The sequence below is a fragment of the Paenibacillus sp. FSL K6-3182 genome (genome assembly GCF_037976325.1).
Classification (GTDB): Bacteria; Bacillota; Bacilli; order Paenibacillales; family Paenibacillaceae; genus Pristimantibacillus.
Genome location: NZ_CP150265.1, coordinates 472,011 through 488,180, shown reverse-complemented (window position 1 = coordinate 488,180; position 16,170 = coordinate 472,011). Strand labels below are relative to the sequence as shown.

General features: G+C 45.2%; 15 protein-coding genes. 3 read left to right on the top strand and 12 right to left on the bottom strand.

Features of this window, described 5'->3' with window-relative positions:
* Positions 1 to 38 precede the first annotated feature (38 nt).
* The 10 genes from MHH56_RS02210 to MHH56_RS02165 form a co-directional block, all read right to left on the bottom strand.
* Entirely contained in the window at positions 39 to 1,025 is a 987-nt protein-coding gene (locus MHH56_RS02210) for an oxidoreductase (protein ID WP_339206312.1), read from the bottom strand.
* 182 nt (positions 1,026 to 1,207) lie between these two features.
* Entirely contained in the window at positions 1,208 to 2,512 is a 1,305-nt protein-coding gene (locus MHH56_RS02205) for a 6-phospho-beta-glucosidase (RefSeq protein ID WP_339206311.1), read from the bottom strand.
* Positions 2,497 to 3,492 carry a BadF/BadG/BcrA/BcrD ATPase family protein gene (locus tag MHH56_RS02200; RefSeq protein ID WP_339206310.1) on the bottom strand — a complete coding sequence of 332 codons (996 nt, stop codon included), beginning with the start codon at positions 3,490 to 3,492 and terminating at the stop codon, positions 2,497 to 2,499. The genes MHH56_RS02205 and MHH56_RS02200 overlap by 16 nt, the downstream gene beginning before the upstream one ends.
* Positions 3,493 to 3,641: 149 nt before the next feature.
* On the bottom strand, positions 3,642 to 5,291 hold the full coding sequence (locus tag MHH56_RS02195) for an extracellular solute-binding protein (protein WP_339206308.1): 1,650 nt from the start codon (positions 5,289 to 5,291) through the stop codon (positions 3,642 to 3,644).
* 59 nt (positions 5,292 to 5,350) lie between these two features.
* A complete protein-coding gene (locus MHH56_RS02190) occupies positions 5,351 to 6,244 on the bottom strand; it encodes a carbohydrate ABC transporter permease (RefSeq protein ID WP_076268524.1) in 894 nt (297 codons plus the stop codon).
* Between the two features lie 22 nt (positions 6,245 to 6,266).
* Entirely contained in the window at positions 6,267 to 7,220 is a 954-nt protein-coding gene (locus MHH56_RS02185; RefSeq protein WP_339206306.1) for an ABC transporter permease subunit, read from the bottom strand.
* A gap of 143 nt (positions 7,221 to 7,363) precedes the next feature.
* Complete coding sequence (locus MHH56_RS02180) at positions 7,364 to 8,230, bottom strand: AraC family transcriptional regulator (RefSeq protein ID WP_076268526.1); 867 nt, start codon at positions 8,228 to 8,230, stop codon at positions 7,364 to 7,366.
* A gap of 225 nt (positions 8,231 to 8,455) precedes the next feature.
* Positions 8,456 to 9,832, bottom strand: a complete 1,377-nt coding sequence (locus tag MHH56_RS02175) for a HAMP domain-containing sensor histidine kinase (RefSeq protein ID WP_339206304.1) — start codon at positions 9,830 to 9,832, stop codon at positions 8,456 to 8,458.
* Positions 9,829 to 10,509 (bottom strand): response regulator transcription factor, encoded by a 681-nt coding sequence (locus tag MHH56_RS02170; RefSeq protein WP_339206303.1) that lies wholly within the window; start codon positions 10,507 to 10,509, stop codon positions 9,829 to 9,831. Before MHH56_RS02170 ends, MHH56_RS02175 begins: the two co-directional genes overlap by 4 nt.
* Before the next feature lie 147 nt (positions 10,510 to 10,656).
* The gene (locus tag MHH56_RS02165) at positions 10,657 to 11,475 is read right to left on the bottom strand and encodes a protein-glutamine gamma-glutamyltransferase (RefSeq protein WP_339206301.1); all 819 of its coding nucleotides are present in this window, start codon (positions 11,473 to 11,475) and stop codon (positions 10,657 to 10,659) included.
* A gap of 181 nt (positions 11,476 to 11,656) precedes the next feature.
* On the opposite strand from MHH56_RS02165, the gene MHH56_RS02160 reads away from it, so the two are divergent.
* From MHH56_RS02160 to MHH56_RS02150, 3 genes are read left to right on the top strand one after another with little or no spacing between them, the layout of a single operon-like run.
* A complete protein-coding gene (locus MHH56_RS02160) occupies positions 11,657 to 12,181 on the top strand; it encodes a hypothetical protein (protein WP_339206299.1) in 525 nt (174 codons plus the stop codon).
* A 23-nt stretch (positions 12,182 to 12,204) separates the two neighbouring features.
* Entirely contained in the window at positions 12,205 to 14,364 is a 2,160-nt protein-coding gene (locus MHH56_RS02155; protein ID WP_339206298.1) for an ABC transporter transmembrane domain-containing protein, read from the top strand.
* 17 nt (positions 14,365 to 14,381) lie between these two features.
* Entirely contained in the window at positions 14,382 to 14,903 is a 522-nt protein-coding gene (locus tag MHH56_RS02150; RefSeq protein WP_339206296.1) for a GNAT family N-acetyltransferase, read from the top strand.
* Positions 14,904 to 15,132: 229 nt separating this feature from the next.
* Here MHH56_RS02150 and MHH56_RS02145 read toward each other — a convergent pair whose 3' ends face one another.
* The gene (locus MHH56_RS02145; RefSeq protein WP_076268532.1) at positions 15,133 to 15,516 is read right to left on the bottom strand and encodes a GNAT family N-acetyltransferase; all 384 of its coding nucleotides are present in this window, start codon (positions 15,514 to 15,516) and stop codon (positions 15,133 to 15,135) included.
* 109 nt (positions 15,517 to 15,625) lie between these two features.
* Positions 15,626 to 16,168: a GNAT family N-acetyltransferase gene (locus MHH56_RS02140; protein ID WP_339206294.1), complete on the bottom strand. Its 543-nt coding sequence runs from the start codon at positions 16,166 to 16,168 to the stop codon at positions 15,626 to 15,628.
* Positions 16,169 to 16,170: the final 2 nt, after the last annotated feature.

Genomic DNA, 16,170 nt, shown 5'->3' with positions numbered 1-16,170 from the left:
GCAATTGCCCGCATGAGGGCAATTGCTCTTTTGTATCGTTATAGCTTTACAATGGTTCTGCCTTTGGCTTGCCCATTCAAGAGAGTAGCTACCTGGTCGCTCACCTGTTCCAGACTAATTTCCGAGAATAGTTCGCCCAGCATACTTGGCTTATAGGCATCAGCCAATAGCGCCCATATTTTGCTGCGAATCTCCATCCCTGCCATGACAGAATCAATACCGATCAGCCGTACTCCTCTTATGATGAATGGGTATACGGTCATCGAAAGGCCCGCTCCGCCTGTCAAACCGCTCGCCGCTACGGTGCCGCCATATTTTAATTGAGACAGCACCGCGGTTAATGTCTCCCCGCCCACACAATCAATAGCTCCTGCCCATATCTGCTTGTCCAGAGGCTGCTTGGAACCAGATAGAAGCTCTTCTCTAGGCAGAATTCGCTTCACGCCTAAATCAAGCAAATACTGCTGCTTATCCAGTTTCCCCGTGCTCGCTGCCACCTCATACCCAAGCTTAGCCGCAATTGCAGCAGCAATACTGCCTACTCCTCCAGTTGCACCAGTAACGAGAATAGGACCATCCTCAGGCCGAATGCCATTTTGCACAAGCTCATATACGGACAATGCCGCAGTAAAACCTGCCGTCCCCAGTATCATGGCTTCCTTCATCGACAAACCTTGCGGCAGCTTGATTGCCCATTCCGCAGGCACACGGGCATATTCACTAAAACCGCCGAAATGATTGACACCGAGCCCATATCCCGTGACCACAATTTCGTCGCCCTCTTGGAATCTCTCATCTTCACTTGATACAACCGTGCCCGCCAAATCAATGCCCGGTACAAAAGGATAGCTTTTTACAATACCGCCATTAGGCAAACAAGCTAACGCATCTTTGTAATTCACACTGGAATACGCAACCTTAATAAGCAATTCACCCTGCGGCAAATCGTTTAAGTCCAACTGCTGCGTGTTTGCGATAATCTCATTTTCTACTTTGTTAATCACAAGCGCTTTAAAAGATGACATATACGCAACCCTCCATTATATAGGCTTATAAACAAGCTGAAATTATACGGAACCTATGCCTAACTCATATTTAATTCTAATGTAACAGTTATTGCGGGCGATTGCGACTGAGCTTACTAAGCGCAAAAAAAGACGTCTCTCACCCTATTCGGCGAAGACGTCTTCGTTCATTCATATTCTGCTTACTCTGCAAAAAACTGCGGCAAATACGCTTTGTTCTGCTCCAGCATTTCATCCAGCATACGCTGCGCGTCATTCGTTGAATCAACGAGCGGGTGATGCGCGAGTGCCAGCAATGCCGTATCCCTATTGCCGGATACAGCAGCCTCAATAGCCAGCTGCTCATACACTTTCACAGCATGAATGAGTCCTTTCGCTGCCGCTGGCACAATAGCTACAGGCTGCGGAATTGGACCTTCCTTCGTAACGAGACAGTTTACTTCAATACAAGCATCATCCGGCAGAAAGTCCAGCATCCCTTGATTTGGCACGTTTAACGTTTGAATATCACCGCTGTCGTTATACAGCGAGTTCATCAGCTTTACAGCCGCCTCCGAATAATAAGCACCGCCACGCTGTTCAAGCTGCTTTGGTTTCTCCGACAGATTCGGATCCTTGTAAATTTCGAACAGCTCATCCTCAAGCCGCTGAACCGTCTCCGCCCGCGTTTCACCTTTGGCAGCCGCTGTTTGCTGCTCGGCCAAGATTTCGCGCTGCAAATAAAAATATTTTAAATAATAGGACGGGATTGCTCGCAATGAACGAAGCAGACTGCCATTCCAAGCGTATTGAGGTACGTTTTTGGCGGAATACCCGTCTTGGTCATTCAGCAGCTCATCCAGCTTGGATTCACCATTAACTGTAATGGAGCTAATCCAGTGCAGGTGATTAAGCCCAGCGAATTCACATTGGATTTGCTCTACCGGTACTTGGTACAATGATGACAGCCATTTATATGCTGCTATTGGAGAGTTGCATAGCCCAATCGATTTGATGCGTGAATGCTTATGGATAGCCTCTGTAACCATGCCGGCCGGGTTCGTGAAATTAAGCAGCCATGCATCTGGGCAAAGCTCCTCCATATCCTTGCAGATTTCAAGAAGAACAGGAATGGTGCGCAAAGCCTTCATCATCCCGCCTGCACCCGTCGTCTCCTGCCCAATCATATTGTATTTGAGCGGGATAGACTCATCCCAGCCGCGCGCTTCCAATCGGCCGACACGCATTTGCGTCGTTACAAAGTCAGCATCCGCCAGCACCGAGCGTCGATCCAGCGTCAAATCCAGCTTAATAGGCAAGCCTGATTTCTCAATCATGCGTTTGGCAAGCTGACCGACAATAGCCAGCTTATTCCGTCCCTCCGGTATGTCTACCAGCACAATTTCCGTCACAGGAAAGGTCGCATAATTTAATATAAAACCTTCAATCAACTCTGGCGTATAAGAAGATCCTCCGCCAATAACGACTACCTTTAATCGATCACCCATTCTGCTTGCGCCTCCTTCACTGATAAACATTGTTGTAAACAAGCATATACAGACTCTTCAATAGAAGAAGTCGTTTTATCCATAGCTAATAAAATCGCGCCTGCCACAGGCTCCATCGTCAACACGGTCAAGCTGCAATTTGGAGCTGCCCGTTTCACATGCTCCTCCAAATAAGGCGCAACGTAGCGGCTGTCGCCGCGGGTTAGCACACTGCCAACCATAACGAGATCAAATACATCATGATTCATATTCAGCTTCGAAATGACAGCACTCGCCGTCATGCCAAGCTCCTCACCCTGCCTCTGCAGAATGCTGCAAGCTACCTCATCCTTTTGCTCCGCCGCTTCAAACAGCAGCTTCGCAAGCTGGTGAGGAATCATCCTGCCCTGATTCAAGTAGTCGTGGAACATATTTTCAACGGTGTCGTAGCCTAGTTGTTCAAGGGTCAGATCCGTAAGCAAGGTAGTTTGCCCTCTCCCCTCCCATGAGCGTATAACTGAACGAAAAACTTCCACTGCCAGCAAGCTTCCTCCGCCAAAATCACCGAAAGCATAACCGAATCCGCCGCATTGCAAGCTCTCGCCATGGCGATTAACGCCAAAGCTGTTTGTCCCGCTGCCGCATATGACAACAACCCCATCCGGCTGCTTCGTACCGGCTCTCAGACCGATTACCGTATCGCAAACGATCTCGTAGTTTTCAAACCCAAGCTTCGCGATCATCGGCCTTAATATTTGAAAGTCAGCCTCGCGATCTGCTCCCGCCAAACCAAATACCGCGTACGCAATTTGCTCCTGTGTTACCTTTGCATGCATCATGGCATGGATAACAGCTGCCTGAATATTGCTTCTAGCAAGCTCTACTCCTAATTGATGATTGCCGCAGCCGCTCTCACTAGCGCCCACAACCCTCCCCATTCCGTCACATACAACAGCGATCGTTTTACTGCCTCCACCATCCACACCCAAATAATATGTCAATTATATTCTCTCCCATGTGAATACTTGGTTTTGAAGGCTATTCTCTTCTCGCCATGCATGCAAACTAATCGCTTAAGCATGAACAATAGAGAATATAGCCTCCAATCCCACTGCTGCAGTTGTAGCCAGCTAGCCTGTAATTAAAACCACTATTTTTTTAATTTGCTTACGTTTTCTTGCCACTTCTCTGTCTTGTATTTCAAAAGCTTCTCATAACCAGCTTGCTGTGCATCGGCTTCAGCCTTATCCAAAATTTGATTAACTTCTGCATCGGAGGATGCATTCATAATCGCTTTCGCTCTCGACTTCTCATAGATTGAGAATACGCTTGAACCAACGATGCCCTCATCTGTATCTCCAGCAGGGTCCAAGTTAACGAACTCTGTCGTATCGAGCTGCGTTTTCCACGTAATTTCCGATTGCCAGTACGTTTCCCAGCTCCGTTTCTCCACAGGCAGCGTGGATTCAAACTTCATCTTCGAGTTGTCTACATATACCGTATTTCCTACCCATTGAAAGTTAACGATTGAAGCCATTAATGCCTCGCGCTCTTCCACGTCATTTACAAACTTATCGGTGAACAATGGCGCTTCATCAGCATCCACTCCATCCCAATAAATCCCCTCCGGTCCCCACATACTAAGGCGCTGTCCTTCTGGACCCGTGAACCAATCCAAAAATGCGAAGATCGCTTCTGGGTTTTTGGCCGCTTTCGTAATGACACTGACGTTCCAGCCTAGCTGCTTGTAATCGCCAGGGAATATTTTGTTTTTATCAAGTCCCGCTTTATGAACCGGCCATGTGATGAAATACCCCGCACTTGGGTCCTTTGCCGCTAATAGCGCATTCCCCTTCGCACCATACTCCGTCGGGCTGGAAGCCGCGTAAACCGCTATTTTCCCCGTTACAATCTTCTGCTCGACCTGCTCTGCCTTTTGCGTAAAGCTATCCTGCGAAATCAGTCTTTCACGGTATAATCTGCTTGCGTATTGAATCGATTCCCGGTAGACAGGATCTGTAAAGATCGATACCAGTTTATCGCCTGACGGTACAGCCATCATTGCATTGTACGTATAAGGACGATTTTCAGCAAAAGCGGATGCCATAATATCGATACCCGAAGCGCTTTGTCCTACTTCCAGAGGGACTACATCCGGATATTTCTCTTTCACCAGCTTCAAGTAAGCATAAAGATCGTCCGTTGTTTCCAAGCTCGGCTTGCCAAGCTCATCATGGATCTTCTTGTTTACCAAATAACCTGCATTGCCATTAGGCTGCGTCGTATACCAGTTTGGAAACTGATACAGCTTGCCGTCGGATGAGCGAAGCATATCAAGCGTAGCCTCACCAGCCCATTTCTTTAAATTCGGATATTTATCTAAGTAATCGTCAAAAGCAACGAGCATTCCTTCCGAGCGCAGCTTCTCTACGTCTGCGTTGCGCTCCATCCAGATCACATCAGGCAGTTCTCCCGCTACAATCATCGTGTTGAACTTTTGTTTCGCATTGCCTCCTGAGCTGATTGGCACCACATTTACTTTCTTATTCTCCTTAATCCATTTCGTCGATAAATCGTCGCCCCAAGGAGGCATCGTATACCAATCATAATGGCCGTAAAAAGAAAACTCGAGCGGTTGATCCCCCAGCACAAACGCAGCTTTGCTTGAATCCGGCTTGTTGTCGGTTCCTTCCTTTACCCCGGAATTCGCCCCATTATTGCTTGAACATCCTGTTAGTGCAAGTACAACGACAAGTGTGATTGACAATGCTGCATGAAAAGCTTTACTGAATTTAGCCATCGCTTAAACTCCCTTCTGCTTGTCTATCTATGGTTAAAGCTGACGCTTTAAACCCTTGGTTATTCCTTCAAAGAACCAACGAGAACGCCCTTCACGAAATACTTTTGTACAAAAGGATACACACATAAAATCGGAACAGTCGCCACCATCATGGTTGCCATGGATAACGACTTTGAAGTTACCGCCTTCATTGCACTCATTCGGCCTTGTGCCGCTGAATCCATTTGGGACATTTGCTCCAGCATAATATTGGAGTTCAATATTTGCTGCAGCTTCGTTTGAATCGGCAATAGGTTAATATCTGAAATATAAAGACTCGGTGAAAACCAATCATTCCAGTGATACACCGCCGTGAACAACGAAAGCGTTGCAATGACAGGCCCCGATAGAGGAAGAACAATGCGAAATAAAATACCCCAGTTGCTGGAGCCGTCAATTTGTGCCGATTCCTCGAGTCCATTCGGTATGCCAAGAAAGAAGGTTCGGAAAATGATCATGTTCCATACGCTGATAATTCCCGGTATGATCATAACCCAGAACGAATTCATCAAATGAAGCTCACGTATGAGCAGGTAGCTCGGAATTAATCCGCCGCTAAAGTACATGGTCAACACGCAAAAGATCATGTAATACTTTCGTCCAACTAAATTTCGCTTACTCATTCCGTAAGCAAAAATCGCTGTTGCTGCAATGGATAGGAGCGTACCTATGACCGTACGAAGAATAGAAATAATAAATCCATCTATAAGTCGTTTGTCCTTGAAAACGACCTCATAATTGTCTAGCGAGAAGACGCGCGGCCAAAATGTAATTCCACCGAGCATCGTATCGGTTCCCGCATTAAAGGAAATCACTGCAGCATTCCAGAATGGATAGAAGGCTGTGAAGCCTAACACAAACAATAGAAAATAGTTGACTGCCATAAATGTTTTGTCGCCAAAGGATAATTTCATCGTTTCGCCGCCCTTTCTCTCTTTACCACAAGCTGTTGCCTGACCGGCGAGCCAAATAGTTTGCTCCTGCTAATAAACCGACGCTAATAATCGCTTTGAATAGACCGGCAGCCGTTGCATAAGAGAAACGGGAATTTTGAATACCCAGCCTATACACATAAGTGTCGATAACATCACTTACATCGCGCAGCACAGGGTTCCCAGCTAGCAGCAAAATATCTTCAAATCCGGCATTCAACAGGTTGCCAATTGCTAATATCGAGAACACAACAACAACGGGCATAATCGATGGAATCGTAATCGTAACTATTTGTCTCACTCTGCTGGCTCCATCAATTGAAGCCGCTTCATACAAGTGCGGGTTAATGCCTGCAATAGCAGCTAAATAAACGATAGAAGCAAAGCCAATTTCCTTCCAAACACCGGTTGTGACAAGGATCGCCCAGAAATACTCCGGCAAGGATAAGAAATTGATTGGCTCTTTAATGAGATTCACGGATTCCAGCAGCATATTTAAGCTTCCGTTATCGGTGGATAACATCGATATAACGAAGCCCGATACGATAACCCATGACAAGAAATGAGGCAAATAGCTAACCGTCTGAATAATTCGTTTAAACGTACGGTTATTAATCTCATTCAGCATCAGTGCCAATACGATTGGCGCTGGAAATCCAATGCCCAGCTTCAGCAAACTGATGACGAGTGTATTTCGCATAACCACCCAAAACTCGGGAGCATTAAAAAACATTTCAAAATGTTTAAACCCTACCCACGGACTGTGCATGAACCCTTTGAAAATGCTGTAATCCTGAAAAGACATCAGCACCCCATACATGGGAATGTAGTTAAAGACAAAAATGAAGAGCAACGCTGGTATAACCATGAGCTGAATATCCCATTGTTTGATAAAGCGTTTCGTCTGCCCGGGCTGCTTGTACACATGCTGTTTGGTTTGTAGATCTGTTTGCAGCATGCTCCCCCCCTTTTTTTCTAATGTTAGTTAAAGTAACATAAATGCGTTATCCATTCGTCATGTGTTTATTTTATCTTTTCCGCTGTGTTGATTCTCCTCTTAAACGATTGATAACTAACACTATCTTACTGTTTCCAAATGATTTAGCCTCTTGCGATTTTCGGGCAGGAGCCAATGTGCTTCTTAAATAAACGGTTGAAATTAGATAAGCTGCGAAAACCGCATTCCAGTGCGATTTCTGTAATTTTCATATCGCTGGTTTCGAGCAGCATGACGGCATGCTCTAAGCGAATATGAATCAAATAAAGCAGCGGAGGCGTCCCTACTGTACGCCGGAAAATATCGCTAAAACGGGAGGGGCTTAAGTAAACAAGTCCTGCGAGTTCCTCAAGCGTCCATGGATATGCAAAGTTTTTTTGCATGTCGTAAATGACCTTGCGCATTTTGTCCAGCTGCCTTGCACCGATGCTATCCTTTCCCCGATTTAACCCCTCTCTGCGGAAGTAACGATTTACGCATGCATGAAAGCGGATTAAATTTGAATAAACCAAAGAACCGTAAGAGGTTTGCTCCTGATCATGTTCATCCTGAATTTCAAGAAGCAGGCTTCTAAGCTCGTTCATATGAGGCTCATTGCGGTCCAGCAAATTAGTGAAATGGACCCCCATTTCCTTATAGGGATGCAAAATTTCTGAATCATAACGGACAATATTTAGCAGCCAAGAAGCATCAAAGCAGATCACTTGCATGACCAAATCCTTGGTTTCGTAAGCGCAGTGCAAATCATTCGAGTTAATAAGCAAGATATCACCCTCTTGAAACTCAAACGTTTGCCCGTTAATGATGTAATAGCCGGTTCCTGATTTAATTAAATTGATTTCAAGCACATCATGCCAATGAAGCTTCTGATAGGTCGCATTGACGCCTATCGTTTCCAATACTTGAATGGGATAATGCTTAGCCAATATGAGCTTTTCTTTCGGAATATCCATATTTAACAACTCTGTCATAAAAACCACTCCTCGGCATGAAAATGAGCTTCACAAAGCATGTAAATGACATAAAACTAACATAAGATTAAACAATTAAAAACCTTTTTTTATTCATGTTACAAGATTTGCAACCGAATAACCTCACATAAAAGATACATATTTACAAAATAAAAATACCTCATTCCCCTTATTTTTAAAGGAATGAGGCATTTTCTATATTGACAACGATAATTACATAAAAACTTATGCTCGTGGAAGGGTAACGGTAACCGTTGTTCCAACTGCACGCTTGCTTTGAATCTCGATACTGCCTTGATGCAAAGCCACCAATTTCTGCACGATAGAGAGTCCAAGCCCGCTGCCTGAAGTAGCATCATTGCGAGCTTTGTCCGCCTTATAGAAACGGTCAAAAATGAATGGGAGATCATCCTCTGATATGCCTGTTCCCTGATCTTCGATGACAACAGTAATGACGTCGCTCTCCACTATTTTAATGCTGATCGGCTTGCCTGCATCCGAAAACTTAATGCTATTGGCAATCAGGTTTAACCACACCTCATAGAGCAATTCTTGATCAGCATGGATCGTCGTATCCGGCAGTTCAAGCTCCAAATGCAAATTTTTCTCCGACCATTGCCACTCGAGTGTAATTAACAGCTGGCGCAGCTGTTCGTCTAAGCGAAAGCTTGTCTTATGGAGCGGCTTATTATCCTTGTCGAGCGCAGCAAGTGTTAGAAGCTGCTTGCTCATACGGGATAGACGCTTGCTTTCTTTTTCTATAATGGCCATATAGCTGTCCGTCTGCTCCGGCGTCGTTTCCTTATCGAGCACTGCCCGAGCCAATCCCTGCATGGACGTAAGCGGCGTCTGAAATTCATGCGAGACATTCGCCACAAATTCTTGCCGCATCTGGTCCAGCTGCTTAATCGCCACCGACATCACCGAGAAGTTGCGTGCCAGCTCGCCGATCTCATCCTTGCGCGAGAGCTGCAGCCCTGCTTCAAAATCACCTGCAACAATCTTTTTCGTTGCTCTCGTAAGCTCGTTGACCGGTTTCACAATAAGGCGCGATAAGAACACAATTAACAGCAAGCTGATGACGAAGGTAGCACCGATCAATATCGCTGCAATAATACGTATCTCGCCAATTTGCTGCTGCAAGTCAGGGCGGATAAACAGCGCTGCATACCCATCCTGCGTCTGAACTCTCATACCTGCTGTGTTCAAAACACTATTTTTGAAATAAGAGAACAGCTCCAGCCGTCCCTTCTGCTCCTCCAGCCCCCGATAAATAGCTCCGTCAAGCACCGAATGCATTTGCTGCTCGCTTAGCGTTCCATGCTTAAACGGCGAGCCGTAGGCTTGTCCTTGCAAATTGTCATGAACCAAATAAATTTGAAAGCCAAGTGCTGCAATATGTGTCAGATAGCTATCCAGATCCATTTGCGGATTTTGCTCATATTGGGTGCTGATGTTTTGTGCGATTGCGATCATTTTATGCTCATTGCTGGATTGCTGATTATTCTGGTAGTAAAGCCCCGTAAATAGCAAGCCTAGAATGAGGCTAATCATAGCGACCATCACAAACGTGAACACAATTCGAACATACAGCGACTTCATCCCTCATGCACCTCCAGCTTATAGCCGAGACCCCTGATCGTTGTTATCGTGAAATCGTCCTGACAATCCGTGAAGCGCTCGCGCAGCCGTTTGATATGAACATCAACCGTGCGGCTGTCTCCTTTAAAATCAGCGCTCCAGATGAGCTGAATAAGCTGTTCCCGTGTATAAATGCGGCCCGGGTGGCTTGCAAGCTGTGACAGCAGCTCGAATTCCCGCAGCGGCAGAGTTATAACTTCATCGCCTATTTTAATTTCATAGCCTCTTCGATCAATGGAGACGTTCCCGAGCTTGATAACCTCAGAGGATACAAGGCGATAGCGGCGCAGCAGCGCTTTTATACGAAACAAAAGCTCCTTTGGCTCAAACGGCTTAACTAAATAATCGTCCGTCCCGGAGTCAAACCCTTGCTCCTTGTCCTCCATCTCCGCTCTTGCAGTCAGCATCATAACAGGAATGTCATAATGCTCTCTGATTTCGCGGCATAGCTCGTACCCATTTTTACCGGGCATCATAATATCGACGACAGCAAGATGTACCTGCTCGTTCTCAAGCAGGATGGACGCTGCTTGTCCATTTTCCGCTTCAAGAACGACATAGCCGTCTTTTCCCAAAACAAAACGTAAAAGCTCCCGAATAGAAGGATCATCATCTACAATTAACACATGCATTCTCATTGGCTTGCTCCCTACAAATGATCATATTTATCATTGCTGTTTTCATTATACTCCTTCATGCACGCCAAGCGAAAACACCTGTATTCGAGAGCAGCAAACGCATCTCCTACAGGTGCCTTTTCATAAATTTCAAGGATACGAATCATTTTAATATCTAGCCGAGCCCGTGCCTATTCTTGCCGCAATGCCGAGCTGTTCGGAACCGCTTCCCCCATCCCACCAAACGTCCCTAACGTTTAAGCCTCGCAAATATTCATAATCGGGATGGACCACAATATCCTGCAAGTACGCAGATATAGAGGCATTCTCATAGCGCATGCGATTCAGCGCATTAATGATGTCTTGGCCGGATTCAATACCGATGCCATGGCCGAAATACAAATCATCATCCAGCATGATGACATTCTCACCTTGCCATTCCGGTGTATCCGGATCATGGTGAGGGTTCTTGAAGTAGAGCGCGTCGCCGGGATAGGCTTCATTTTTATCATAGGTAGTTATTAAGCTTAAATCACGGTCGTATTGCCAGTCTCTTAAAAACAGGTTTTTAAAATAAGCGTTGAACACGGCATCGCCAACCGTATCAAGCACTGCCTTATAAAAGATAATAATAATGGCGCCTGCACATTCAAAACCGTACAAATGTCCATTTTCAAAAATATCGTTAATGCCAACCGAAGGCAGTACGCCTCCCTTTAGCTGAAAGCCGCCGTTTTCTGTACGCGTCCAGTATTGCTCATTGCATTTTGACCCTGCGAAGGTCGCAAAGCTCACTCCACTGGCATAAAGCGCTTTGGCTGCTTCAACCGTATGCATGCGCGTTTTCAGCTCAAATTCGAGCGCATCAACCGATGGATAGCGATAGACAACCTGGCTTTTCTGCTTCTCCTGCAGTATTTTTCGTTCAATCTCCGATAACGTCAAAGGATTAATCGAAAACGTAGGACTACCCGCAACAAGTATCACCTTAGTTTTCCTCCATTTCATTCCAAATCGATTAGGTTATTGTACGTGTAAATTAAAAAAATGTGAGTATGGATGCGGAATAGGGACGCTGCAAATGTTGTCGAATACACAATCAATCTTCTGTTCATTGTCAGATCATGGTATAATTTGGTCATTATCTTGAAAGAAGGTAATTTAGCCTATGAGCTATTATTTCAACATTTGCTCTACTGCCAAGTATCAAGAGGCCTACATCACTTTTTTGCTGGAACATTTCGTGCAGCTAAACCTGCCCTATTCCTTTCCTGTCTCTCTCAGCTACCTTTCAAGCCCTCTGTTTATGGAGAAAGAATCTATTCTATTTCGCAATCCCGATGATGAAATCATAGGCGCAATAGGGTACATACACGGCACCGGAGATCAAAACTATGAAAATGAGCATATCGTTCAGATTCAGACGGTTTTTATTAAGGAAAGCTATCGAAGCACCCGATTGTTTCTCCAGGCTTCACAGTTTCTCGCTCAATACTTAGCCCAGTTGAAACAGCCTGTTACAGAGCTTCGGTTCTGGATACCCGCAAAGCCGAAGCTTCAGCGCCTTTGCGCGAAATCAGCCAGGAAAGTGGCGGTTCAGGATACGGATCATGGCGTTATTGAAGAGTATGTTATGGATTTCACCCAATGGCACGATGATGTAATGAAATACCCTCATGAAATTTATTTTTAAGCTCAGAAGGAGCACAATCCGTCATGGTATTTATTGTTCTTAAGCACTTAGCAGGCTATATGCGTGCCTACAAGCCTCTGGCTATATTTTTTTTCGTTACGCTATTTTTGGATCTCATCTTCATTTCATTAGCACCATTGAGCTTTCAATTTCTAATCGACAAAGCCATCCTTCCTAAGGACCTGCATGCCTTTTCTCTTATCATCATCATTCTGGCGGCTAGCGGCATCTTCTGCCTCAGCGCTGGCGTTTTCAGCGATTATGCTCTTGCCAAGCTGAGTGCAAGGGTGCAGCAGGATTTGCGCAAGCAATTATTTGAGCATATGCAGCAAGTGAACCTCGCTTTCTTCCAGAAGACGCGCTCAAGTGAGCTGCTCTCCTATTTCACAGTCGATCTTCCTGCCATTGAGCGAGCAATGAATGCAATTCTGACGGTAGGAATACAATCTTTTTCCGTTGTAGTCATTAGCACCGCCGTTTTGTTTTATTTGCAGTGGAGTATGGCACTAGCCATATTGTTTGGGGCAGCCCTTATTTTTGCCGGTCCTTACTTGCTGGGCGCTCGCGCACAGGCCATCAACGTCGCTCATAAGGAGCAACTCGATCATTTAACAGGCGACATACAGGAAAACATTAGAGCGCAAAAAGTAGTCAAAGGTTTTAATCTCCAGCAGGCGATGACACATAAATTTGTGGGCAGACTGCAAACGATGTATCTCATTCACTATCGAAAAAATGTGATTAACGCTCAGCTGGAGCGAATTCCGCTGATCAGCTTACTCCTGATCAATTTATCCATTATTGGGCTTGGCTCTTATCTCGCACTTCACGGGCATATTACGATCGGGGCTTTGGTTGCCTTTTTTACGATGTATACTTCAATGGGGAATTCCGTTTTTAATTTAACCGCAACGATTCCAGTCTTTACGGATGCTTCCGTCAGCATTGAGCGAATGAACAAGCTGTTGCAAGCGCCTAAGGAAACAACAGGTAAAGCACTTATGACGAGCCCCCTAAATCATTTGCCGGATATTCGTTTTTCAGACGTTTCCTTTCGCTATAACGAGGAGCAGGAAGCACTTAAAAAGATAAATTTACATATTAAAGCTGGAACCACAGCTGCATTCGTAGGCTCTAGCGGCTCTGGCAAGAGCACGCTCGTACAGCTGGTGCTGGGCTTCTATGACCCAAGTGCAGGTCAACTCGAAATCAATAGTATTCCCATGCAGGAACTAAGTCGAAGCTCTTACCGAGATCAGCTCGGCGTTGTATTTCAAGATAACTTTCTCTTTCGAGGTTCCATTATGGACAATATTCGCATCAGCAAACCAACGGCAACGAAGGAAGAAATCATAGAAGCTGCCAAACAAGCTGAAATTCATGTGTTCATCATGACGCTGCCAAATGGTTACGATACGCTGGTGCTGGATGATGGGTCTAATTTGTCTGGAGGGCAGCGGCAGCGGCTCGCCATTGCTCGCGCGATATTAAAAGATCCCCAACTATTATTGTTGGATGAAGCTACCTCTGCGCTAGACCCGATAGCTGAGGCATCTATTAACCGTACATTTAGGGATTTGTCACGCAATCGAACCGTAATAACCGTTACGCATCGTTTATCTTCTATAACAGGTGCAGATTGCATTTTTGTGTTTGATAAGGGTGAGCTGGTCGACATTGGGACTCACGAGGAAATGCTTGCACGCGAAGGCTATTATAAAGAATTATGGGAAAAGCAGAATGGTATGCTGATTTCAAATAGCGGGCAGGAAGCTGATATTGATGAGGAAAGGCTTGCAAAGCTTCCTTTCTTTCAAGGTATTGATAACGAGGTACTGAAAGAAATTCGAAGCCTGTTCAACACAGAGACATTTAGCGCAGGCCAACCTGTCATTCATGCCGGAGATCAGGGTGAGAAATTTTACTTAATTGCACGCGGCCGGGTTGAAGTATCACGCAAGGACGCAAATGCGATTGATGGAAAGCTTCGACTTGCCATATTAGAGGACGGAGACCATTTTGGTGAAATTGCTTTGCTTAACAATGTGCCGCGTACAGCCGATATCACAGCCATTACGCCTTGCGTGTTCCTTACCTTGCAGCGGAAAGGGCTTCATTACGTGTTATCTAAACATCCTGAAATCAATAACCGAGTCAGGCAAACGCTGAAGGAACGAAAATAGAAGGAGGTTGCTTATCGATGCTTGCGCAGTACCGCGTTTGTAAGAATGATGCTGACTTAGCACAGTATGCCCTATATTTCATCAGGCATCGCACCGATTTCAGCAGCAAGTTTTCGCTTCCGGATACCTTATATCATATTTTACAGTCTCTACAGCAATCCAAAGTAATGCTAATCCTAAGCCTGGAGGGCGACACGATTGGATGGGCGCATTATAGATATTTGTCTACGGAATATGAGCCTGTTCGCGAAGGGGAAATTGCTTTCGTAGATTCCGTCATTATAAACGACGCCTATCGAAGCGGCCGATTGTTCATTAACGGCTTTCGTTTTCTAGCAAACCATATCGCCGCTGAGAATCCGAAGGTCAGGACATTTGAATTTCACGCGCTTGCAAGCCATGCCTATCTGAACAGACTTTATTCCAAATTTGCGACTATAGTAGGACAAAGAGATGGGTACCATGAAATAGAAAATGCCTATTCCACTGATTTCAACCAACTTCTTCACTACTTAAATCGAACAAAAAATGACAATTGACGCCACTTTATTCCATATGTTACTGTGAATATATTCTATTATTAAAGGAGGTCTTTACATGTATCCACCAAGAATAAATGCAAACAATAAAACCGACCGCAAACCTCTTCAATTTTCAAACCTGCTTAAGCTGAATGAACAAGCTAGAGTAACTACTGCGAAGTAATCGTTATAGGCAGCAAAAGAGCCATCTACCTTTGTAGGTAGACAGCTCTTTTTTTGTTGCTTATTAGTTGGACAATCCGCCGCTTGCTGCACCCGCTCCGCTGGAGCTGTACGAATCGGAATATTCCGTGTTTGTTTTATCCCATACATCCTCATATGCTGGATTCCGCTTGAACTCGGCTAACGCATAGGAGCAAGAAGGAATAATCCGTCTCCCCTTCTCCCTAGCCTCTTCTACTACAAAATCAAGCAGCTGCCGCCCCAAATGCTGGCCGCGATAGTCGCCATCCACATACGTGTGGTCAATGACCCAGGTGTCTACGTCGACCATCGTGTAAGTGATCTTACCGATCGTTCCTTTGGTTGTTGTCAGAACGTAGCTGTTGCCTTGCTTTTGTGCCAATATTTCCTCTTCTACTTCGCCATACAAGTCTCTATCTGTATCCATTGTTGCCTGCACCTCCTAGAAAGCTGTTAGTTATAGCTTCTTATGGTCAAGCTATCGGTCTACTACTTCTTACCCCGATAGAGGAACAATGAATCGTATGGGCAATCTATTAACTATTTTCCGAAGAGGAATTAGGCGCTTCCTTCACCATGTATAACACTAGTTCATCGTCGACACGAACCATGCTGCCGGGCTTCACAATAACATTCTCGTACGAAATCCCTCTACCGTCAGGAATATAGCCTCTGCGAGCGTAAATGCGCTGTGCACTGCCATAGCTAGAGTAGAGCCCTACTCCGATGCCGACAATTCCGTATTTTTCAAATGCGATCTGCTCAATGCCATCCATCAAAGCATTTCCAATCCCCTTGCGCCGCAAGGCTGGGATCACATCAAAATTGTTTATTTCAGGAATGTTGTTTTGCTGAAAATAGGGATAATACGATTGTGACAGCAGATGCAGCCATCCAGCGAACTGACCCTTGTAGAAAGCGACAAGGGTGACGCGCTGTCCCGTTTTATTTTCTTCCCAGCATCTTGCAATATAATCTAATCGCTTACTAATATCTTGATGTTCAATCGCATGAAAAATGACATTGACATCATTACTTTCCATCGCTCTTATTTGCATGTCTTCACGCAATTCGATCATCC